The sequence below is a fragment of the Mycobacterium sp. NGS41 genome, from assembly GCF_059812725.1.
Genome location: NZ_JCALDF010000007.1, coordinates 198,041 through 219,908, shown reverse-complemented (window position 1 = coordinate 219,908; position 21,868 = coordinate 198,041). Strand labels below are relative to the sequence as shown.

The following is a 21,868-nucleotide window of genomic DNA, read 5'->3' as shown; positions in this document are numbered from 1 at the left end:
ACAAGCACCTCGAACGGGACGAGGTCAATATAATAATAGTCCGATGCCATTCGCGCTTAGCCCGGTCGGAAGTCGAAACAGATCTCCGATTTGCGTGATGAACCGGACGTAGAGATCACCCACCTGCAGGGCCGGGCTCCACACCGTCTCGTTTCCAACGTCGAAGACATAGCTCATGATGGCCATTCTACTAGGACCGTTATACCCGCATACTTCGTTCGGAAATCAGCGAGAGTGTTCTGCACCGCAGCTCTCAATGCCGGATCCACACGTGGAGTGGTGAACCGGATGACTATAGGCGTGTTTTCAAAGAACGCGATATTGCCGCGATACGATGCACTTCTCTATTTTGTCGATGTATTGATCCATAACCCATTTCTCGATATTTGGAGGCGTGATCACAGTCTTTTCTTCCCGCAAAACGACATTCTCGACCAGGACAATATCGGTGACCTATCGAGGCATGGATCACGCCGGCCCACCACGCTCCCCGCCGGGAATTGGAGCGTACAGCTGGGGTATGCTATCGAAACCGTCCCAATAAATCCACAGATGGTCACTGACCGGGCATCGAAATGCTATCGTTCCGCTCCGGTAGATCTGCTCAACATCCACAAGCCCGTGATACGCGTCGAAGTCAATATCTGATATGAGTTTCCACTCATTCTCGTTCGGAATATTACCGCTGGTATGTATCACCGTTCCGCATACGCACACAAACTTTGCCATCAGTCTATTTAATCACGATAATGTCGCTGATTTGATCGGTTATTCCCCTGACACGTGGTAGTAGATCACCGAGCTGGTCGGGCGTAAGGGGTGATTGCCTGAGGTCGATCACTACCCCACCACCACGCACTTGTGATCCCTTATCGGCGATCGCACCGACGATGCGGTCGATATTGCCGGTCGTTGGCGTGTACACATCATATGGTTTGCCGTCCACAACAAGGTCCGAGGTACGTGGGGCAGATGGGTCCGCCTCCCGAAGGATGACGGTGTGTCCGCGATTGGCCAACTCCTGGGCCACCTCGCGCTCACTTGCGGAGAACCGCTCCCCTTCGACGGTGAGGTTGCCCGTCGATGGGTGCGGCGGCTGGCCAGGAGCCTCGCCTGGCGCTGGTTGAGGGCCGGGCTGGGTTGGTGTTGGCTGGGCATCGGGCGGCAAGATCTGTACGCCCCTCGCCTGCAACTCGGCCTCAAACGATTTGAGTGTGCGGTATTCGGCCCAGCAGGCGTCAAGCGCCGGCTGTTCTCGCGGCACTTGGAAAACATGCGTCAGACATTCTCCGCGATACGCCTCTTTCACGCGCTCGTAGAGTGCCTTCAGATCCTGGGTTGTCGTCTCCGCGTAGGTTTGCCGGACCTGCTCCGGTGTCATGTCTTTCGGGGGGATGGGCGGTGGACCCGGTGGTTCTGGGTCAAGTGGTGGAGGCACGCGTGGCGGGGCTTGTGGTGGCGGCCCTAATCCGCGTGGGCCGCCGAGCATTTGAACCCCGCTGGGTCCCGGACCTGGCTTGGGGGACCCGTTGAGCGGTGCGGGCCCGCCAGCGGCGAGGGCAGGAGATGCCGTCACGGGTGCTGCTGGCGCCAACGGCTGAGCCCGCGGGGGTTCGGTGGATAGCGGGGGCTGCCGGGTTTGGGCATGTTGGGCTTGCCCCGCATCAGGGGACTGCGTCGTCGGGGGTGGCTGGGGTTGAGTGTGTGCGAGCGGCTGGGCCGTCGGCGTTGGTGACGGTGCGGCACCAGGCGAGTGCGCCGGTGCGGTAACCGGGGGCTGCAGGATCGAAGCCAGCACCGGTGAGGAACCACCACCGGCACCAGTCGAGGGAGCACCACCGGTGGAGGGCAGCGGCGGCACGGGCGGCATCATCGCCGCAAGACCTTGATACATCCCGCCGCTGCCGACCTGCTCGCCGACCCGGGTCAGGCTCTGCCCGGAGTGGGTGTCTTCGGTGACCACCGACGCCACCGCGGCATCGGCACCAGCGGCATGGGTGGCTGCACTGGTTGCACTGAGCATGGCGGCCGCTTCATCCTGCTCGGCCAACGCAATCAGCGCGGCCTGGACCGCGGCGTCAAACGGGGTGGCCGGTGCGGTGATGGGCGGCGAAGCCGCCGCATGAGAAGCACCGCCAGCGGCGGATTTGGTGCCCACCGCAGCGCCCTGGGCGATCAGCGGCAGCGCCTGGGCGGGTTCGGCGAACAGCTCATCGCCGCCACCGGTGCCCGAGGAAACTACGGCGGCCATCAGCGATCGCGTCGCGCTCGCGAGCCCAACCGGGGCAGCGTGGGGACATGCAGATGGCCGATGACATGCGAGCCAGCGGAGGCAGCCGGGCGGTCACATACCGTGGCGCGCTCACTCCGCGGATCGACCACCACCGCATGATTGCACAACCACCGGCGAACATTCATAACCAGATGGAAGCGTTCAGTGTCCGGGGTTTGCTGTCACGCGGTGATACTAACGACGCCCGCAGGCTTGAGCAGCGGCCATCCGAGCCTGATTTTGCCCTGCCGCTTCCGATCGTGGTTCTGCCGAGTGGGCCGGTAAATACCGGTGAAGTTGTGGTAACGGACGGCCATCGTTACTACCTGACGCTTTAGCCGCGGCCGGGTCGGCCCCACGGCGCTCTGACATGCAGTATCGTCCGCACCCGACGACGCCTCTGCGCCAATGGTGTGTCGAGCCAATCGCTGACTTCGCCCGTCATGACGGCTGCTACGCCGGTAACTGCTCCCATATGTTCCCCTAATTACCGGTTAATGCCGGGCCAGGGACGCGATGCGATGGCATCAGCTTCGATCCACCGAAAGGACACCGACAGCCATGACCAGCGCCGAACAAGCGGCCCGCCTGGGGCCCAGCGACTTCCAACACCTGCTCACCGTCGGCGGACGCGTCTTCGAAACCGAGGCACTCACCCCCTGCCGGCAGCACACTGACCCTGTGCAAGGCCGCGATCTGTGGTTCTCCCCGTTCCGCGACCGCGAACAAGCCGCCCGGATGTGCCAGGACTGCCCATTCCTGGGCCGCTGCGGCTACAACGCCGTCGTCAGCCGCGCCACCCACGGTGTGTGGGGCGGCCACATCCTGCCCGGCGACAAACCGGGCGAGCTCGAACCCATCTACGCAAGCCTCCTGCAACAGTTCGAAGCACGCCGCGCACAAGAACTCGGCAACGCGCCGGCACCTAAGATGCCCGACGCCAGCCCGCGCCGCCGGGCGCGCCCGGACAGCAGTGCGGCGTAAGCACGCGAGCGGTCGAGAGCCGCTAGGGTGCCAGGCATGCCGACAATCAGCTCGAAAAGCCTTGTCCGCAGGTCGATTGCTGCAGCCGCCGCCAGCTTGGCCTTATTCGCGCTGTCGGCCTGTGACTCCCACAAGGCGGCATCGCCGGGGGCTAATCCGCGTCAGGTGACCGTCCTCGGGTCGGGGAAAGTTCAGGGTGTGCCGGACACCTTGACCGCCGACGTCGCCATCGAGTTCACCGCGCCCGACGTCACCAGCGCGATGAACCAGACCAACGACCGCCAACAGGCGGTGATTAACGCGCTGGTGGGCGCCGGGGTGGATCGCAAGGACATCCGCACCAACCAGGTCAGCCTGCAGCCGCAGTACAGCAATCCCGGTCCGTCGGGCACCGCGACCATCACCGGCTACCGCGCCAGCAATGGGATCGAGGTCAAGATCCACCCGACCGATGCCGCCTCCAAGTTGCTGAACCTGATCGTCAGCACCGGCGGCGACGCGACCCGGATCAGCTCGGTCAGCTACTCGATCGCCGACGACTCGCAGCTGGTGAAGGACGCGCGTGCGCGCGCGTTCCAGGACGCCAAGAGCCGCGCCGAGCAGTACGCACAGCTGTCGGGTCTGCGACTGGGCAAGGTGCTTTCCATCTCGGAGGGAACCGGCGCCGCACCCGCCACCGGGGCGCCGCCGGCCCCACGCGGCATGGCGGCGGTACCGGTGGAGCCCGGCCAGCAGACGGTGAGCTTCTCGGTGACGGCGGTCTGGGAGCTTGGCTAGTGACGATCGCGCGCGGCGCAGCCGGGCGAAGCGGGCCGCCACTGTGGGCGCGTCGACCGTGGGGGCTATGGACGAAATGCGTTGACTTTTCATCCATATCACCCACGCTCGGCTAGTGAGAGTGAGTTGAGGCGAACAGTACGTCAGACGACTCAGGACACTAGAGCTGGTAAACCCTGGGATCCAGCGTCCCGATGTACGGCAGGTCGCGGTAGCGCTCGTCGTAATCCAGCCCGTAACCCACGACGAAGTCGTTGGGAATGTCGAAGCCCACGTAGGTGATATCGACGTTGGCACCCACCGCGTCCGGCTTGCGCAGCAGCGTGCACACCCGCAACGAGCGCGGATGCCGGGTGGTCAGGTTGCGCGACAGCCACGACAAGGTCAGGCCGGAGTCGACGACGTCCTCGACGATCAGCACGTCGCGATCGTTGATATCGCGGTCGAGGTCCTTCAGGATCCGCACCACACCCGACGAAGACGTCGAGGACCCGTAGGAGCTGACGGCCATGAATTCGAACTGGGTGGGCACCGGAATCGCACGGGCCAGGTCGGTGACGAAGATCACCGCGCCCTTGAGCACGGTGATCAGCAGCAAATCCTGGCCGGTCTCGGCGGCAATGTCGCGGTAGTCGTTGCCGATCTGCGCGCCGAGTTCGGCAGTGCGTGCCTGAATCTGCTCCTCGGTGAGCAGCACGGACTTGATGTCTCCCGGGTACAGCTCCGGGGTTTGTCCGGGGGTGATCGCCGAGGAGATCTGGGCCACGACCACAGAGTGCCACGCCACTGGTCGAACAACCAACGCGAACCCCGATTTCGTTCGTCTGGACGGGGTTCTCAGGACGTTGGTGTGAGCCGACGGCGTTGCGCGTGCATTCAGGGCGTTGGGCGTGAGCTGACGGCGTTGCGCGTGCATTCAGGGCGTTGGGCGTGAGCTGACGGCTTCCCGTGTGCGTCCACGGCGGAAATTCGGCAATTTTTCCACCCAGGATTCACGCGGAAAGCCGAGGCTTCACACTCGTTGTCCAAGCGTCCGGACGTCCAGCCGGCCACCCACCTAGCCAGCCAGGCCGGCAAGACGTCCTTAGACCGGCTCGCGGCTCAGCATCAAAACGCCGTCATGTCGACCGGCCACCAATCGCTCACCGCGCAATGCAGAGCCGACGGCGACTCCGCCCTGACCGCGCCACGCGGTGACCAGCGTGTCCACTCCGCGGATCTGCTTATCGGTCAGGCCGCTCGCGCCACCGGCCAGCAGCCAGCCGCGGATCACCCGTCGGCGTACCGGGTCTGGCAGGGCAGCCAATGCCTGGGTGTCTAAACCGGGCCCGGCCTTGATGTCCGGCAACGCCTGCGCGGCGAGCTTGTCGATCAGTTCCGTATCCTCGCGCAACGCCGTCGCGGTGCGGGCCAGCGCCTCGGTGACCCCGCCCCCCAACACCTCTTCCAGCAGCGGTAGCACCTCCAGACGCAGCCGGGTCCGGGTGAAGCGGCGGTCGGTGTTGTGCGGGTCGTGCCATGCGATCAGGCCCAGCTCCTGGCACGCCGCGTGCGTGGCGCTGCGCCGCACCCCCAGCAACGGCCGGCACCACGGCGGATCGTGCGGCCGCATCCCGGCAATCGAGCGAGCCCCCGACCCGCGGCCCAGGCCCAGCAACACCGTCTCGGCTTGATCGTCGAGCGTGTGGGCCAGCAGCACCGGCCCGCCACGCCAGGCGTTCAGCGCGGCGTACCGTGCGGCACGGGCCGCCGCTTCCGGACCGCCGTCACTACCCACCTGCACGCAAACGACCTGTGCGTCAACACATCCCAATGCGACTGCCTGCGACCGTGCCGTTTCGGCGACGGCGACCGAACCGGGCTGCAGGCCGTGGTCCACGATGAGCGCTGTCGTGGGCCGCAGCTGGGCCGCGACCGCGGTCAGGGCCAACGAGTCGGGGCCGCCCGACAGCGCCACGCACCATGGATCGTCGGCAGCCAAATAGGTGCGAGCGAACGCTTCGACAGCCGCGCGCAGCTGCCCTACAGCACCCTGTCGATCCATCGTTGCGGCTCTTCGATCTCGGCGGGCAACGGCAGGGTGTCGGGGCCCGACCAGATCGTGTTGAACCGCTCCATTCCGACCCGGTCCACCACATGGTCGACGAACGCCTTCCCGCGGGTGTATTGGCTCATCTTGGCGTCCATGCCCAGCAGCGCGCGCACCAGCCGCTGCAGCGGCGGTTGCCTCTGGTGGCGACGCTCATCGAAACGGCGCCGGATGGTGGCCACCGACGGCACCACCCTCGGCCCGACGGCGTCCATCACATGGTCGGCGTGGCCTTCCAGCAGCGTGCCGAGCACCAGCAGCTGATCCAGGGCTTTGCGCTGCGGCTCGGACTGCACGGCCCGCACCAGGCCGAGAATCCCCGGCGAGCCCCCGTCTGCCGCCCCGTCACCGCGGTTGCGGACGAAGTCGGCGAGCCGGCTCACCACCTGCCCGACGTCCTCGCCGGCGTCCTGGGTCACCATCCCCAGCGTCTGCGACATATAACCGGCCAACCACGGATTGGCGGTGAACTGAACCCGGTGAGTCACCTCGTGCAGACAAACCCACAACCGGAATTCGGATGGCTCGAGGCGTAGCTGACGCTCGACGGCTATGACGTTCGGATACACCAGCAGCAGACAGCCCTGTTGCCCGGCGGCGAACGGGTCGTACTGACCCAGGATCGCCGAGGATACGAACGCCAACACCGCACCCGTCTGCGCACCGGTGATCCGGCCGGTCCAGAACCCCTGCGGTTTCTCGGTCCCCTTCGTCATCACCCGCATCGACTCGGCCGCGGCCCCCACCCACTCCGAGCGGTCGACGATGCGGGTCGGCCGCACGTCGCCTGTTGTAGAGCCGTCGGTAACCAGGCCGGTGATGTCGCGCACCGGCGGTTCGGCTTTCGCGGCCGAGCTCGTCAGCTCCTCGATCACCTGGCGGCGGGTGTAGTCAGTGGACGGCGGCCCCGGCCGGGCCAGCCGCTGGCCCACGGTGGCAGCGAATCGCCAGTCGACAGCGGTACCGAGAGTGAGGTCAGAGGGTGTCACGCGCACCCGCATCCCCACAGCTTGGTAGCCAGAGCATCCATCACGTTGCGGCCGTTGGGGCCCGCGCCGTTGGAGATAAACGCGAACGTCAGCACCCGGCCGCTGCTGTCGGTGAGCACCCCGACCAGCGCGTTGATCGCGGTCAGCGAGCCGGTCTTGGCCCGCAGCCAACCAGCTGGCCCGAGGTTGGTGGCCGGGTCGAGGAAGCGGTCGGACAACGTGCCGCTGCCACCGGCGATGGGCAGCAGATCCAGCAGCGCCCGCAACGACGGCTGATCCGGCCCAGCCGCCGCCTGCACCACACCGTCGAGTGTCTTGGCCGTCAACCGGTCGTCGACGGACAACCCGCTGGAATCGACCAGCCGGACGCCGCCGGTGTCGACGTGTGCGGTGCTCAACCGGTTGGTCACCGCGTCGACCGCACCGGCGAAGCTCTGCGGCCGGTTGATGGCGGCCGCCACCTCGCGACCGATGCATTCGGCCATCACGTTGTCGGAGTGCTCCATCATCTGCGACAGCCGCTGGATCAACGGCGCCGACTGCACCACGGCCAGCTGCCGCGCGCCGGTCGGTGCTGTGGTGAGCGTGACCGCGTTGGCATCCAGTCCAAGGGCCTTGGCCAGCTCGCGGCCGGCATCGAGTGCCGGGGTCTGCGACCGTCGCGAGTTGACGGTGGTCGGCTGGATACGCCCGGCGTCGATCATCACCGCCTCGATCGGGGCGATATCGCCGTTGCCGACGTCGGCCGGGTCCCAGCCCGGCGCCATCGTCGGGCCGGTGAACACGTGGTTGTCCACCTGGACCGCCGTCGGTGTCGTGCCGCTTCGATGGATCTGCTCGACGAGGTCGCTGATCCGCGCCGAACCCCGGTACCAGGTGTCGGCACCGGGCGCCGCTGCCGACAGCGTCGGATCCCCGGCGCCCACCAGCACGACCGGGCCTTGCGCGTTCTGGCTGCCGGCCACGACCCGGGTACTGATGCGGGCCTGACGGTCCAGCGTGAGCAGTGCCGCCGCGGCCGTCAGAACCTTGTTGGTCGACGCCGGCACCAACGGCACGTCAGCTGCCGCCTGCCACAGCTCCTTGGCTGTCATGGCGTCGCTGATCCGACCCCCCAACGTGCCCAGATTGGGGTCGGCCGCAATCGGGGCCAACGCCGCCGCGAGCCCGGCGGCGCTCGGGATCTCGGCGGTGTCGGCCACCGGATTCATGGCCGGTTTGACCGTCGGCGGTCGAGGCGGCGGCACCGTCGGGCGTGCGCTACTGGTGCCGTGACCAGTGGTGAAGTACGCCGCCGCCGCGACCACAGCGGCAACCAACACCAGCACGGCCACCGTGACGATCGCGTAGGTGGATTTCCGCCAGCGAGTAGGACCCATCACTCTCCTGACTGTCTCGTCCCATTCTGCCGAACCAGCAGCCGCATGCTCGACTAGGGTGGATCCGCTACCAACTGACCTACCCCTGCTCAGCCAGATCCCGAGGAGCCAACACGGTGCAATTCGACGTGGTCATCGAAATTCCGAAAGGCCAGCGCAACAAGTACGAGGTCGACCATGAGACGGGGCGGGTGCGTCTGGACCGTTACCTCTACACCCCGATGGCGTACCCCACCGACTACGGCTTCATCGAAGACACCCTCGGTGAAGATGGCGACCCGCTGGACGCCCTGGTACTACTGCCGCAGCCGCTGTTTCCCGGAGTGCTGGTGGAAGCGCGTCCGGTGGGAATGTTCCAGATGGTCGACGAGGCCGGCGGCGACGACAAGGTGCTCTGTGTTCCGGCCGGCGACCCCCGCTGGGACCACATCCAGGACATCGAGAACGTCCCCGCGTTCGAGCTGGACTCGATCAAGCACTTCTTTGTGCACTACAAGGACCTGGAACCGGGCAAGTTCGTCAAGGCCGCCGACTGGGTTGGCCGCAAGGAAGCCGAAGCCGAGGTGCAGCGCTCGGTGGAGCGGTTCAAGTCGGGCGGGCACTGACCAGTTCGGCGTCTGCCCGGGCCCGCGCCTGGCGTCGATTACGCCGTACGCTCGCGCTGAACGCCGCCACGATGAAGACCAAACCCACCGACGCGGTGACCACCTCGGGGACGTGGATCCCCTGCTCGATGTCGACCAGCATGATCACGGCCAGCGCGCCGATCGCCCAGTGCGCGCCGTGTTCCAGGTAGACGTAGCGGTCCAACGTCTCCTGGCGGACCAGGTAGATGGTGATCGACCGGACGAACAGCGAGCCCACCAGTCCCAGACCCAGCGCCATGATGATCGGGTCCGAGGTTATGGCGAACGCGCCGGTGACGCCGTCGAACGAGAATGCGGCGTCCAGAACCTCGAGGTAGAGGAACAAGGCCAGCCCGGCCTTCCCCACAGCCTGACCGGCGCCTTCGGTCCCGATCTCGACGTTCGACGGCCGAAATGCCCGGCTCAAGGCGTTGACGACCAGATAGGTCATCATGCCCACCAGGCCGGCCGTCAGCACCGTCGCCCGCTCGTCGCTGGAGTGGGTCAACTGCGTGCCGACCATGACCAGCACAACCCCGGCCACCACCACCGACAACCGGCCAACCCGCCCGATGCGGGCGAATGGGACCTCAATCCACTTGAGCCACTTGATGTCTCGGTCGTGAAATATGAAATCCAGGAACAGCATCAGCAGGAACATGCCGCCGAATGCCGCGATCTGCGGGTGGGCCAACATGAGCAGCTTTTCGTAGCTCGGTGAGCCGTCCGGAAATTCGAGTGCGTCATGCGGCGGCGCATTGAGCGCCAAGTCCAGCGCCCGCACCGGATCGAGGCCGGCCGTCACCCAGACGATCGCCAGCGGGAAGAGCAGCCGCATGCCGAAGACTGCGATGACAATTCCGATCGTCAGGAACATTTGCTGCCAGAAGGGGCTCATCCGCCGCAGGATTTCGGCGTTGATGATGGCGTTGTCGAACGACAGCGAGACCTCGAGGGTAGCCAGCACTACCAGCAGAAACAGGGCGTCGAGCCCGCCGTGGAAATAGCCGGCTACCAGAGCCACTGCAGTCAGGAGTAGTGAGACGGCAAAGATGCGGAATGTGGTCATGGATCCTTCCGACAGCCACTCAGAATAGGCGACGCCGATGGCTCAGACGTTACGAACAGCGGGCCAGAAGATGCGGATCAACTTCGTGCAGCGAGCCGACGGCTTGCGCACTTAAGTATTTTCGATCTGTGGCGATGCCCGAAGTCGGCGGTACCCAAGCCTCCCCGGCAGCCGCCGGGCCCATCGCGCGTGCCAGCGTGGCCCGGGTCGGGGTGGCGACCGCCGTGACCGCGGTGTGCGGCTACGCGGTGATCTATCTGGCCGCTCGGGATCTGGCTCCGAGCGGCTTCTCGGTATTCGGGGTGTTCTGGGGCGCATTCGGTTTGGTCACCGGCGCCGCCAACGGGCTACTACAAGAAACCACTCGGGAGATTCGGTCGGCGCCCTACGTCGACGTTCTGCCGGTGCACCGGGCCCATCCACTGCGGGTCGCCGCGATGGTCGGCGCGGCTGCGGCCGTGGTGATCGCCGGGAGTTCGCCGTTGTGGAGCGGGCGGGTATTCGTCGAGGCGCGCTGGTTGTCGGTGGGGCTGCTCAGCGTCGGGCTGGCCGGGTTCTGCCTGCACGCGACCCTGCTGGGCATGCTGGCCGGCACCAACCGGTGGACGCAGTACGGCGCGCTGATGGTGACCGACGCGGTCATCCGGGTGAGCATCGCCACGGCAACATTCGTCATCGGATGGGCCCTGACCGGGTTTTTGTGGGCCACAGTCGCGGGCGCAGTGGCGTGGCTGCTGATGCTGGCGGCGTCGCCGTCGACGCGCGCCGCGGCGCACCTGCTCACCCCCGGCACCACCGTGACCTTCCTGCGCGGGGCAGCGCATTCGATTACCGCCGCCGGCGCAAGCGCGATTCTGGTGATGGGATTCCCGGTGCTGCTCAAGCTGACCAGCAATGAGCTGGGGGCCGCTGGCGGCGTCGTCATCCTGGCCGTGACGTTGACCCGCGCGCCGCTTCTGGTGCCGCTGACCGCTATGCAGGGCAACCTGATCGCTCATTTCGTCGACGAGCGCAGCCACCGGATCCGGGCGCTCATCGCGCCCGCGGCGATCATCGGCGGCATTGGCGCGTTCGGGGTGCTGGCCGCCGGTGTGGTGGGCCCGTGGGTGCTGCGCGTCGCCTTCGGGCCGCAGTACCTGGCCAGCAGCGCCCTGCTGGCGTGGCTGACGGCAGCGGCGGTGGCGATCGCGATGCTGACGCTCACCGGCGCCGCGGCGGTGGCCGCCGCCTTGCATCGGGCCTATTCGCTGGGCTGGGTCGGCGCGACGGTGGCGTCGGGAATGCTGCTGCTGTTGCCGCTGCCGCTGGAAACCCGAACCGTCGTCGGCCTGCTGTGTGGCCCGGTGGTGGGAATAGGCGTCCATCTGCTCGCGCTTGCGCGCGTCGGCCGCGTAACCCGCTGATACCGCCCTGCCCGGCGTGTACCTTGTGGGCAGATATGGGCTTGGAAATGAACTCTGAAACGCATTACCCCGACGTCTGGATAGTCGTTCCCGCCTTCAATGAAGCCGCGGTGATCGGCGAGGTGATCGCAGACCTGCGCTCAGTGTTCGACCACATCGTCTGCGTGGACGACGGCAGCAGCGACGGCACCGGCGACATCGCCCTGCGCGCCGGAGCTCACTTGGTGCATCATCCGATCAACGTCGGCCAGGGTGCGGCCATCCAGACCGGCGTGGAGTATGCGCGCAAGCAGCCGGGTGCGCGGGTGTTCGCCACCTTCGACGCCGACGGCCAGCACCGCGTCAAAGACCTGGCCGCAATGGTCGAGCGGCTGGCATCGAGCGACGCCGACATCGTCATCGGCACCCGGTTCGCCAGCCCCGACGCCAGCCAGCCGCCGTTTTTGAAAAGGGTCGTGCTGCGGACCGCCGCGCGGTTGAGCCGACGCGGTCGCCGGCTTGGTCTCACCGACACCAACAACGGCCTGCGAGTGTTCAACAAGAAGGTGGCCGACGCCCTGGACATCACCATGAGCGGAATGAGCCATGCCAACGAGTTCGTCATGCTGATCGCCGAACACAACTGGCGCGTAGTCGAGGAACCAGTCGAAGTGTTGTACACCGATTACTCCAAGTCGAAGGGGCAACCCCTGCTCAACGGCGTCAACATCATTTTCGACGGATTCCTGCGGGGGAGGATGCCCCGATGAAAAAGACCGAAAGATGAAAAGGACCGAAAGATGAACTGGATCCAGGTGCTGTTGATCGGGGCGATCATGGCCCTGCTGGTCTTCCTGCTGCGGTCGCGGCGCAATGCGCGGTCCCGCGCCTGGGTCAAGGTCGGCTATGTGCTGTTCGTGTTCGCCGGGATCTATGCCGTGCTGCGGCCGGACGACACCACCGTGGTGGCGAATTGGTTCGGCGTGCGCCGCGGGACCGACCTGATGCTCTACGCGCTGATAATGGCGTTCAGCTTCACCACGCTGAGCACTTACATGCGGTTCAAGGACTTGGAGCTGCGCTACGCGCGACTCGCCCGCGCCGTCGCGATCGAGGGCGCGCAGGCGCCGGAGAGTTAACCGCGCGGAGCACGCGGCGAGCGTGAAACCATTGCGAAAAAGTTGCCGGGATCTCGCACTGGTTTCACGTTCGGCGTCAGGGTTAGCCCGTGTGCAACCGGCGGAAGTACTCCACTGTGCGGCGTACCCCTTCGTCGAGCCGGACTTGCGGACGCCAGCCCAATACCCGTTCCGCTGAACCGAAGTCGAGGCAGGAGCGCCTGAGGTCGCCCAGGCGCGGCGGATGAAACTCCGGATCGTCGGGCCCCCCGACGGCCGCGGCCACCACGGTGTGCAGTTGCCGGTCCGAGGTCTCGATGCCGGTGCCGATGTTGAAGCGCTGCCCGCCCCCCGCATCGCCGGACGCCTTGACGAATGCGTCCACCACGTCGTCGACGAACACGTAGTCGCGGGTGTTGGTGCCGTCGCCGAACACCTTGGTGGACTTACCCGACAGCAGCGCCTGCGCGAAAATCGCCACCACGCCGGCCTCGCCGTGCGGATCCTGCCGGGGGCCGTAGACGTTGGCCGGTGCGATGTGCGAGCAGTCCAGGCCGTACAGATGGCGGAAGGTGTTCAGGTAGATCTCGCCCGCCACTTTGCCGGCAGCATAGGGCGAAGCAGGATCTGTCGGGTCGTCCTCACTCGTCGGAAACTGCGTCGGGGTGCCGTAGATGGATCCGCCCGACGAGGTGTGCACGACTTTGCGGACACCTGTGCTCCGAGCAGCTTCGGCCAGCCGCACGGTGCCGATGACGTTGACCGACGCGTCGAATTGCGGATTGGCCACCGAACGCCGGACGTCGATCTGGGCCGCGAGGTGGAAAACCACCTCGGGCCGGTGCTCGTCGAAGATGGCCTGCAGGTCCGCGGTGACGATGTCGGCCTCGACGAAGACGTGAGCCGGATTGTCGGCCAGATGCTCGAGGTTGGTCGCGCGTCCGGTGGCGAAATTGTCCAGTCCTACCACGGTGTGGCCGTCTGCCAGCAGACGATCGACCAACGTCGATCCGATGAAGCCGGCTGCTCCGGTGACCAGTGCGCGCACCGGCCCACCATACCGACCGGTAAGAAATAACCATGCTCACCGCGACCGCACGGATACCGCGGGTGGCTCTGGCCGCTGCCGCGCTGATCGTCGTGCAGTTGGTGATCCGCGCGGTTCTGGCGTTCGGTGGCTACTTCTACTGGGACGACCTGATTCTGGTCGGTCAGGCCGGAACTCAGCATCCGCTGTCGCCGTCGTACCTGTTCAACGACCACGACGGCCACGTGATGCCGGCTGCCTACCTGGTCGCGGGCGCGATCACCCGGCTGGCGCCGCTGAACTGGGCCGGACCGGCGATCTGTCTGGTGGTGCTGCAGCTGCTAGCCTCGCTGACGCTGTTGCGCGCGCTGTACGTGATCCTGGGCTGGCGCCCGGTGCTGCTGATTCCATTGACGTTTGCCCTGTTCACACCGCTGGGCGTGCCGGCGTACGCGTGGTGGGCCGCGGCGCTGAACTCGCTTCCGATGCTGGCGGCGCTGGCCTGGGTGTGCGCGGACGCGGTACTGCTGGTTCGCACCGGCAACCAGCGCTATGCGTTGACAGGCGTGCTGGCCTACCTCGCCGGACTGCTGTTCTTCGAGAAGGCCGCCGTGATCCCGTTCGTCGCCTTCGCGGTGACGGCACTGCTGTGCCACGTGCGCGGCGACCGCGGCGTTTTGCGCGCGGTGTGGCGAGCGGGAATCCGGCTCTGGGTGGCTTCGCTGGCTCTGACCGCCGGCTGGGTGGCGCTGTATTTGAGCGTGGTGGATCAGCAGCGGTGGAGTTCCGATCTGGGCATGACGTGGAAACTGCTGTCCCGTTCGATCACCCACGGCATCGTGCCGGGTTTGGCCGGCGGGCCGTGGCGCTGGGAGCGCTGGGCCCCCGCCTCACCGTGGGCCACTCCCCCGCCGCTGGTGATGGCGCTCGGCTGGCTGGTGTTTGCCGGCGTCCTGGCGATATCGCTGATCCGCAAACAACGCATCGGGCTGGTGTGGCTGACCGCGGCAGGCTATGCGGTCGCCTGCCAGGTGCCTATCTATCTGATGCGTTCGTCGCCGTTCACCGTCCTTGAATTGGCCCAGACCCTGCGCTATTTCCCGGACCTTGTTGTCGTGCTGGCGCTGCTGGCCGCCGTCGTGTTCACCGCACCCAACCGGCCATCGGCGCGCTGGCTGGACGCCTCGGCCAAACGTGCCGTGGTGACAACGGCTTTGGCGGGGCTGTTCCTGGGCAGCAGTCTGTATTCGACGGCGACCTTTCTGACCAGCTGGCGTGACAATCCCGCCCAGCCGTACCTGCAGAATGCGCGCGCGAGTTTGGCTGCCGCGCGGGCGGCTTCGAGCGCGCCGCTGCTGGATCAGGAGGTGGATCCGATGGTGCTGCAGCGGATGGTATGGCCGGAGAACCTGGCCAGCCACATGTTCGCCCTGCTCCGCGACCGCCCGGAATTCGATACGGCGACAACGCAATTGCGCATGCTGGACACCTCCGGGTGGGTGGTCGACGCGAAGGTGACCTGGGTCCGCACGATCTCGCGCGGTCCCGTCCCGCAATGCGGCTACTTCGTCCAGCCGGACGCGCCGGCGTGGCTGCTCCTGGACGGGCCGCTGCTACCCGCCGACTGGACCGTGGAGCTGAACTACCTGGCCAACAGCAACGGGTCGGTCACACTGTCGCTGACCGAGGGGCCGAAAGTGAGAGTTCCGGTGCAGCCCGGACTCAACCGGGTCTTCGCCCGGCTGCCGGGCGCCGGAGGCGCAATCGCTGTGCAAGCCAATACGACCGGGCTTTCGCTGTGTATCGCGTCGGGACCGGTGGGATTCCTCGCCCCTCTCTAAGCGCCAGGCTAGCCCGTTTGGGCCGCAACGATCGCGCTCAGTTCGCTTCGCGACCGGATGTTCAGCTTCTGATAGATATGCCGCAGGTGGTATTCGACCGTCTTCGGGCTCAAAAACAACGCGGCCGCAGTCTCTTTCGTCGTCCGCCCGGCACCGAGTAGCTGTGCGATGTGGATCTCCTGCGAGGTGAGGGCGGCGAGCTGGCCTTCACCACGGCGACGCGCCCGCTCACCCGTCGCGTCCAATTCGGACGCTGCCAGGTCCGCCCACGGGCGGGCGCCGAGGCGCTCGAATTGTTCGAGTGCCTGACGGAGGTGCGGGCGCGCCGCCACCCGGCTCTTGTCACGGCGCAACGACGCGCCGAACGCCAGCCGGGTCCGTGCCTCCTCGTAGAGGTCCAGGCTGCCGTGGTGGAGTTGAAGCGCCTGCTCGAACAACGCGTTTCGCTTGCCGACATCGGTGCAGACCAGGGCCATCGCGCGCTGCGCGCGGGCCAGCGCCCAGGGCTGGCCCTTCTGCTGTGCCCGACGCTGGTAGTCGCCGGCCGTTGCCGCCGCGGCGGCCAGATCGCCCTGACGCACTTGCGCTTCGGCGAGTTCCGGTCCGGGAGCCAGGTCGACGTCGTGAAACCCGATGCGGCTCATGGTGTCCTGCAGCTGGGTGAAGCTTTGCACCGCAGCCGCGGCATCGCCGTCGGCGAGGCTGGAGTCACCGAGTGCGTAGCGGACCCAAAGTTCGGCCAGCACAATCTGATGTTTCTGGGCCAGCGCCAGTGCTTCAGTACAGTTGCGGTGGCAGTCCTCCGCGCGGCCCATTCTGGCCTGCAGCCAGGCCAGGCCGGCCAGCGATGCGGCCAGGTCGGTGGTCTGTCCGGTTTCCCTGGCCAGCGTGAGGCTTTCGTCGAATGCGCTGAGCGCCGACGACCATCGATCGGTGGTGGCGTCGTCACGGGCCATGTGGAAGAGCAGGTTGGGCAGCGCGCCCAACGCCGTGCGCGCCCGCTGCTCCTGAACGACACGCCCGACGAGCTCGCGGCCGGCCCGGGACTCACGCAGGAACAGCGGGCCGATCACCGACAAGTCCGGTCGTCGCGGGTCTTCAAACAGCTGGGGATCCTTGGTCATCGACTCGACCGCCGCTCGGATCCAGTGCATGCCTTGCTGACCCGTCAACACCCGCGCCATGCCGATCGCCATCTGCCCGCGGATTCGAGCGACATCGCCGCCGCAGTCATCAAGCAAGCTCTCGATGCGATCGGCGGCCGACGCCGCCGCCGCCGTCTCACACAGGTAAAAGCAAGCGCTGACGGCGTCGGCCAGCAACCGGACCGCGGCGTCCGGGTCGGACGTCGCGGCGCGCTCCGCGGCCCGGGACAGCAGGTGGTGCGCGTCGCGCAGCGAGCCGGTTCGCAACGCGAGATTGCCTCGTATACTGTCGATCTCGGCCGATCTGCCCGGATCCGTCACCAGTTTCCGGGCGGCACTCAGGAATTCGTCGGCCGTGCCGACCCTGCCCGCGAACCAGGCGGATTCGCCGGCCTGAAACAGGCGTGAGCCACGCGATTCGTGGGCCGAGGTGAGTTCGGCGCTGCGCGCCAGCCCGATCGCGGCGGTGCCGTACGCCCCACGCGCGCGGGCGTGTTCGGCCGATTCGGCCAGCATGTCGGCGACCGTGTCGTCCGGCCCGACGCAGGCTTCGCTCAGATGCCATGCGCGCCGATCTGCCGACGACTCGGGTAACGCCGCTGCCACCGCGCGGTGGGCAGCCCGCCGTTCTTCCGGTGCTGCCACCGCGTACACCGCCGATCGCACCAGCGGATGCCGGAACTCTGCGCGACCGCCCCGAAGTTGCAGCAGCCCAACCCGCTCCGCGTCGGCAAGGGATTCTAGGGAATTCAAATCGCGGTCCAGCGCCGCGGCGGCCTGCGCCGTCAACGACATGTCGCCGTCCGCAACGGCAGTCAGCAGCAGTAGCCGTTGCGACGCCATCGGCAGCGTCGACACTCGGCGGGCGAAGGTGCGCGCGATGGTCTCGGTCACCGGCATCGGCAGTTCGGGCCCCACCTGGCCGAGACGATCGGCATCGCGCGCCAACTCGATGAGCGCCAGCGGGTTGCCCGCGGTCACCTGATGCAACTTTGCGGTCATCTCCGCACCCGGGGACCCTCCTGCGGCCGTCGCGAGCAGCGCGCCCGCCGCGTCTCGGTCGAGGCCGGACAGATCCAGGGCCGCCAGGCCTGAATTGTGAAGCAGCGCATCAGGTTCCGGACGTAGCGATATCAGCAGCGCGATCGGGTCGGCCACCAGCCGGCGCGCGATGAACAAAAGCGCCTCGGCAGAGGGCAGGTCAAGCAGGTGCGCGTCGTCGACCAACACCAGCAGCGGGCACTCCTCCGCGAAGCGGCTTATCAGGCTGAGTGCGCCAACGCATACGGCAAACCGCTCCGGCGCAGGGCCGTCGCGCAGCATCAGCGCAACCGACAGGGCGTCACGTTGCGGTTCAGGGATGCGCCCGAGCAGCGGCAAGGCCGGCGATAGCAGTTGCTGCAGTCCGGCGAAGCCCAGTCCGGCTTCCTGCTCGCTGCCCGAGATGCGCAGCACCCGCATCTCCCCGGCTTGGGCAGCGGTGTCGTCGAGCAGCGCGGTCTTGCCGATTCCCGCTTCGCCGCTGAGCACCAGGACACCGCTTTGGTGGACACGCGCCGCGGCCAGCAACGCGGCGAGTCGCTGCTGCTCAGACTCGCGACCGACCAGCATGGCTGAGATCGTACGGCGGCGATCTCAAGCTCGGCGAAGCCGGGCTTGGCGGGGCTTGGAGGGGTGCAGAGAGTCTCCGATATCAACTTCGTGGATCGCCTAATGGTTCGCGCGCGGTACGCATGCAACGCGTGTGGTCAAGAAGATTAGGTGGGGCACCGGATTCGCTAGGGCCTCCCGCGGTGCGACGGTGAGTTCACCTAAGACGAAGGAGCACTCCCATGACAGCACTCGACGACACCCAGGCAGCCGCGATCGACCCGGAGAAGCTGATGGCCTTCGTGTTCCGCGCGGTGGAAGAAGCCGGTGCGGCATTGAACTGCGCCCTGGTGGTGATGGGCGATCGCCTCGGCTACTACCGAAGCCTGGCTGACCATGGCCCTACCACCCCGGCCGAACTCGCCGAACGCACCGACACCGACGAGCATTACGCGCGCGAATGGCTCAACGCCCAGGCCGCCGGATCGTTCGTCACATACGACCCCACCACCGGCCGCTATCAGCTGCCGCCCGAGCACGCGGTGGCGCTCACCGACGAAACCAGCCCGGCGTTCGTGAGCGGCCTGTTCCAGATCGCGCACGGGACCATCACCGATGCGGGCAGGATCATCGATGTCGCCCGCACGGGTGACGGCGTCGGATGGGGCGATCACAACTCCGATGTGCACGTGGGATGCGAGCGCTTCTTCCGTCCTACCTACGCCGCATACCTGGTCAACGCCTGGCTACCGGCACTCGACGGCGTGGTGGACAAACTCAACGCCGGCGCCACGGTCGCCGATGTCGGCTGCGGGCACGGCGCGTCGACAATCCTGATGGCACAGTCGTTTCCGACGGCCAGGTTCTTCGGAATCGACGGTCACGCCGGGTCGATCACGACGGCACGCGAACGGGCCGCGGAGTTGGGGTTGCAGGCACAGGTCAGCTTCGAGGCGGTGGGAGCACAGTCGTTCCCGGGCGGCCCGTATGACCTGGTGACGATGTTCGACTGCCTGCACGACATGGGCGATCCGGTCGGCGCCGCACGGCATGTCCGCGACGTCATCGCGGACGACGGCACCTGGATGATCGTCGAACCCGCGGCCGGCGATCACGTCGAGGACAACCTGACCCCGATCGGCCGCACCTTCTACGGCTTTTCCACCCTGTTGTGCACGCCGTCGTCATTGGCCCAGCCGGTGGGACTCGCGTTGGGCACCCAGGCGGGTCCGGCGCGGATCAAAGACGTCGTGACAACTGCGGGGTTCACCCGCTTTCGGCTGGCCGCCCAGACGCCGTTCAACAATGTTTTCGAGGTTCGGCCCTGACGGTGACGCTAACGCGCGAAGATGAACTGATGAGCGCCGAGCAGCGGCGGGCCCCTCCACCGGACGCATCGGGTACCGCGGTGCGCGAGGGTGTTTCGTTGCACTACGACGTCTACGGCGACGGACCGGTCACCGTTCTGCTGTTGCCCACGTGGTCGATCGTGGACTCGCGGTTCTGGAAGGCGCAAGTGCCGTTTCTGTCGCGGTACTTCCGGGTGATCACGTTCGACGGCCGCGGTTGCGGGCAGTCCGGACGGCCGCGCGGCACCGCGGCCTATCGCGACACGGAGTATGCCGCCGACGCGGTCGCCGTGCTCGACGCGACGTCCACCGATCGTGCCGTCCTCGTTGGATTCTCTTGCGGTGCAACGTGGGCCGTGCACGTCGCGGCCGGCAACCCTGAGCGAGTCCAGGGTATCTTCGCGATCGGCCCCGCATGCGGGCTCGAAAGTGCCAACCCCGCACGTGAACTCGACCGTTGGCTGTCGCAGCCGGAACATCCGCGCGGCTGGCAGAAGTACAACCGCCACTACTGGCAACACGGCGACGTCGACGATTTCCGCGAATTCTTTTTCCGCGAGTTGAATTCCGAGCCACACTCGACCAAACAGATCGAAGACGGCATTCGGTGGTCGACGACAACCGATGCCCAGACGCTGATCGACACCACCGCCGCCCGCCTTCATTTGGACGGGCCGCCAACAGAATCGATGGAACAGCTTGCGGCACGGGTGCGCTGCCCGGTGCACGTTGTGCACGGCACCGACGACCGGGTGCGCCGCTGGAAGGTGGCCGAAGAGCTGGCGCGGCTCACCGGCGGGACGCTGACGTTGTTCGAAGGCGGCGGCCACGGCCTGCCCGGCCGAAAACCGGTGCAGATCAACACGATGATTCGCGAGTTCGTCGAGTCGGTAACCGCGTCCGGCACATCGCGCAATCAGTATTCACGCCCACCGCGCCAACGTCGTCGGGTGCTCTACCTGTCCTCGCCGATCGGGCTCGGCCACGCCCGGCGGGACTTGGCGATCGCCGCTGAATTACGCAGGACCCGTTCGAATCTCGACATCGTATGGCTGACGCAGGACCCGGTGACGAGACTCCTCGAGACAGCCGGTGAGCAAGTGCACCCCGCCGCGCGGTATCTACTCGGCGAGTCGCGGCACCTCGAGGCCGAGGCGGGCGAACACGACCTGCACGCGTTCGAGGCGATCCGGCGGATGGACGAGATCATGGTCGCCAACTTCATGTTGTTCAGCGAGATCGTTCGCGACGAGACACCCGATCTGGTCATCGCCGACGAAGCCTGGGAGGTCGACTATTTCCTGCACGAGAACCCGGAGCTGAAACGATTCCCGTTCGCTTGGCTCACCGATTTCGTGGGCTGGCTGCCGATGCCCGACGGCGACCCGCGCGAGGCAGCGCTCACTGCCGACTACAACGCCGAGATGATCGAGCACAGGGCACGCCTCCCCGGGGTACGCGACCTGTCGGTGTTCGTGGGTAACCCCGACGACGTGGTGACGGAGAAGTTCGGTCCCGGCCTGCCGGACATCCGCGAATGGACCGAGCAAAACTTCCAGTTCTGCGGCTACGTCACGGATCGAGGACGGGCGTCGGCGCCGGAACGTGCCGCCGTACGCCGCAAGCTGGCGCTTGGTTCGGACGAACGATTGTGTGTCGTCACGGTGGGCGGCACCGCGGTCGGCGAGTCCCTGCTGCACCGGGTGCTCGATGCGGCAGCGATCGCACAACAACGCGACCCCGCGCTGCATTTCCTCGTGGTGACCGGACCGCGTATCGACCCCGGGTCGATGCGGCGGCGGCCCGGTGTGACGGTGTGCGGGTTCGTGCCCGACCTCACCGACTACCTCGCAGCGTGCGACCTAGCCGTCGTCCAGGGCGGCCTGAGCACCTGCATGGAATTGACCGCGGCCGGCACACCGTTCATCTATGTACCGCTGGAACACCACTTCGAGCAGAACATCCATGTGCGGCACCGGCTTGACCGTTATGGCGCCGGACGGGCGATGCGCTACGCCGACGCTTCGGACCCCGACCGGCTCGCCGCCGCGATCGTCGAGGAGCTGGGCACCCAAACTCACTTCCGGCCCGTCGAGACCGGCGGCGCGGCGCGGGCCGCAGCGATGCTCGCCGAGCTGGTTTGAGCAGCCCCGAGCGTGACGCTGGTGTCACGCTCGGCGCCGAACGTGACTGTGCCGTCACGTTCGGCATGGGGGATAGAGCACAAAAAA

Annotated in this window: 20 protein-coding genes; 10 read left to right on the top strand and 10 right to left on the bottom strand. The window is 66.6% G+C overall.

What is annotated here, in order from left to right; genetic code table 11:
• Nucleotides 1-24: 24 nt before the first annotated feature.
• From AC5Y21_RS09885 to AC5Y21_RS09875, 3 genes are all read right to left on the bottom strand, one after another.
• Nucleotides 25-177, bottom strand: a complete 153-nt coding sequence (locus AC5Y21_RS09885; protein WP_499911770.1) for a DUF6086 family protein — start codon at nt 175-177, stop codon at nt 25-27.
• Between the two features lie 291 nt (nt 178-468).
• On the bottom strand, nt 469-729 hold the full coding sequence (locus tag AC5Y21_RS09880) for a DUF8617 domain-containing protein (RefSeq protein ID WP_499911768.1): 261 nt from the start codon (nt 727-729) through the stop codon (nt 469-471).
• A 4-nt stretch (nt 730-733) separates the two neighbouring features.
• On the bottom strand, nt 734-2,251 hold the full coding sequence (locus AC5Y21_RS09875) for a CdiA C-terminal domain-containing protein (RefSeq protein ID WP_499911766.1): 1,518 nt from the start codon (nt 2,249-2,251) through the stop codon (nt 734-736).
• 47 nt (nt 2,252-2,298) lie between these two features.
• On the opposite strand from AC5Y21_RS09875, the gene AC5Y21_RS09870 reads away from it, so the two are divergent.
• From AC5Y21_RS09870 to AC5Y21_RS09860, 3 genes are all read left to right on the top strand, one after another.
• The gene (locus AC5Y21_RS09870; RefSeq protein WP_499911764.1) at nt 2,299-2,610 is read left to right on the top strand and encodes a hypothetical protein; all 312 of its coding nucleotides are present in this window, start codon (nt 2,299-2,301) and stop codon (nt 2,608-2,610) included.
• A 223-nt stretch (nt 2,611-2,833) separates the two neighbouring features.
• Complete coding sequence (locus AC5Y21_RS09865; RefSeq protein ID WP_499911762.1) at nt 2,834-3,256, top strand: WhiB family transcriptional regulator; 423 nt, start codon at nt 2,834-2,836, stop codon at nt 3,254-3,256.
• Nucleotides 3,257-3,292: 36 nt separating this feature from the next.
• Nucleotides 3,293-4,033 carry an SIMPL domain-containing protein gene (locus tag AC5Y21_RS09860; RefSeq protein WP_499911760.1) on the top strand — a complete coding sequence of 247 codons (741 nt, stop codon included), beginning with the start codon at nt 3,293-3,295 and terminating at the stop codon, nt 4,031-4,033.
• 160 nt (nt 4,034-4,193) lie between these two features.
• Here AC5Y21_RS09860 and hpt read toward each other — a convergent pair whose 3' ends face one another.
• From hpt to dacB, 4 genes are all read right to left on the bottom strand, one after another.
• Entirely contained in the window at nt 4,194-4,805 is a 612-nt protein-coding gene (gene hpt / locus AC5Y21_RS09855) for a hypoxanthine phosphoribosyltransferase (protein ID WP_499911759.1), read from the bottom strand.
• Nucleotides 4,806-5,117: 312 nt separating this feature from the next.
• Nucleotides 5,118-6,077, bottom strand: coding sequence for a tRNA lysidine(34) synthetase TilS (gene tilS / locus AC5Y21_RS09850; protein WP_499911758.1), 960 nt, complete (start codon nt 6,075-6,077; stop codon nt 5,118-5,120).
• Entirely contained in the window at nt 6,056-7,123 is a 1,068-nt protein-coding gene (locus AC5Y21_RS09845; RefSeq protein WP_499911756.1) for a zinc-dependent metalloprotease, read from the bottom strand. Before AC5Y21_RS09845 ends, tilS begins: the two co-directional genes overlap by 22 nt.
• A complete protein-coding gene (gene dacB, locus AC5Y21_RS09840; protein ID WP_499911754.1) occupies nt 7,108-8,490 on the bottom strand; it encodes a D-alanyl-D-alanine carboxypeptidase/D-alanyl-D-alanine endopeptidase in 1,383 nt (460 codons plus the stop codon). The genes AC5Y21_RS09845 and dacB overlap by 16 nt, the downstream gene beginning before the upstream one ends.
• Before the next feature lie 116 nt (nt 8,491-8,606).
• On the opposite strand from dacB, the gene AC5Y21_RS09835 reads away from it, so the two are divergent.
• Nucleotides 8,607-9,095 carry an inorganic diphosphatase gene (locus AC5Y21_RS09835; protein WP_499911753.1) on the top strand — a complete coding sequence of 163 codons (489 nt, stop codon included), beginning with the start codon at nt 8,607-8,609 and terminating at the stop codon, nt 9,093-9,095.
• Here AC5Y21_RS09835 and AC5Y21_RS09830 read toward each other — a convergent pair.
• Nucleotides 9,076-10,185 carry a DUF475 domain-containing protein gene (locus tag AC5Y21_RS09830; RefSeq protein WP_499911752.1) on the bottom strand — a complete coding sequence of 370 codons (1,110 nt, stop codon included), beginning with the start codon at nt 10,183-10,185 and terminating at the stop codon, nt 9,076-9,078. The two genes, AC5Y21_RS09835 and AC5Y21_RS09830, sit on opposite strands and share 20 nt — an antisense overlap.
• Before the next feature lie 134 nt (nt 10,186-10,319).
• Here AC5Y21_RS09830 and AC5Y21_RS09825 point away from each other — a divergent pair, with 134 nt between their 5' ends.
• From AC5Y21_RS09825 to AC5Y21_RS09815, 3 genes are read left to right on the top strand one after another with little or no spacing between them, the layout of a single operon-like run.
• On the top strand, nt 10,320-11,588 hold the full coding sequence (locus tag AC5Y21_RS09825; protein ID WP_499911813.1) for a hypothetical protein: 1,269 nt from the start codon (nt 10,320-10,322) through the stop codon (nt 11,586-11,588).
• 47 nt (nt 11,589-11,635) lie between these two features.
• Nucleotides 11,636-12,337 (top strand): polyprenyl-phospho-N-acetylgalactosaminyl synthase PpgS, encoded by a 702-nt coding sequence (gene ppgS, locus AC5Y21_RS09820; RefSeq protein WP_499911750.1) that lies wholly within the window; start codon nt 11,636-11,638, stop codon nt 12,335-12,337.
• A 30-nt stretch (nt 12,338-12,367) separates the two neighbouring features.
• A complete protein-coding gene (locus tag AC5Y21_RS09815; protein ID WP_499911749.1) occupies nt 12,368-12,706 on the top strand; it encodes a DUF2304 domain-containing protein in 339 nt (112 codons plus the stop codon).
• 82 nt (nt 12,707-12,788) lie between these two features.
• On the opposite strand, the gene AC5Y21_RS09810 is transcribed toward AC5Y21_RS09815, so the two are convergent.
• A complete protein-coding gene (locus AC5Y21_RS09810; RefSeq protein WP_499911747.1) occupies nt 12,789-13,733 on the bottom strand; it encodes an NAD-dependent epimerase/dehydratase family protein in 945 nt (314 codons plus the stop codon).
• 32 nt (nt 13,734-13,765) lie between these two features.
• On the opposite strand from AC5Y21_RS09810, the gene AC5Y21_RS09805 reads away from it, so the two are divergent.
• Nucleotides 13,766-15,553 (top strand): hypothetical protein, encoded by a 1,788-nt coding sequence (locus AC5Y21_RS09805; RefSeq protein ID WP_499911745.1) that lies wholly within the window; start codon nt 13,766-13,768, stop codon nt 15,551-15,553.
• A gap of 8 nt (nt 15,554-15,561) precedes the next feature.
• Here AC5Y21_RS09805 and AC5Y21_RS09800 read toward each other — a convergent pair whose 3' ends face one another.
• Complete coding sequence (locus AC5Y21_RS09800) at nt 15,562-18,309, bottom strand: LuxR C-terminal-related transcriptional regulator (protein ID WP_499911743.1); 2,748 nt, start codon at nt 18,307-18,309, stop codon at nt 15,562-15,564.
• A gap of 221 nt (nt 18,310-18,530) precedes the next feature.
• On the opposite strand from AC5Y21_RS09800, the gene AC5Y21_RS09795 reads away from it, so the two are divergent.
• The gene (locus AC5Y21_RS09795; protein WP_499911741.1) at nt 18,531-19,616 is read left to right on the top strand and encodes a class I SAM-dependent methyltransferase; all 1,086 of its coding nucleotides are present in this window, start codon (nt 18,531-18,533) and stop codon (nt 19,614-19,616) included.
• A gap of 29 nt (nt 19,617-19,645) precedes the next feature.
• Nucleotides 19,646-21,781, top strand: a complete 2,136-nt coding sequence (locus AC5Y21_RS09790; RefSeq protein WP_499911738.1) for an alpha/beta hydrolase — start codon at nt 19,646-19,648, stop codon at nt 21,779-21,781.
• Nucleotides 21,782-21,868: the final 87 nt, after the last annotated feature.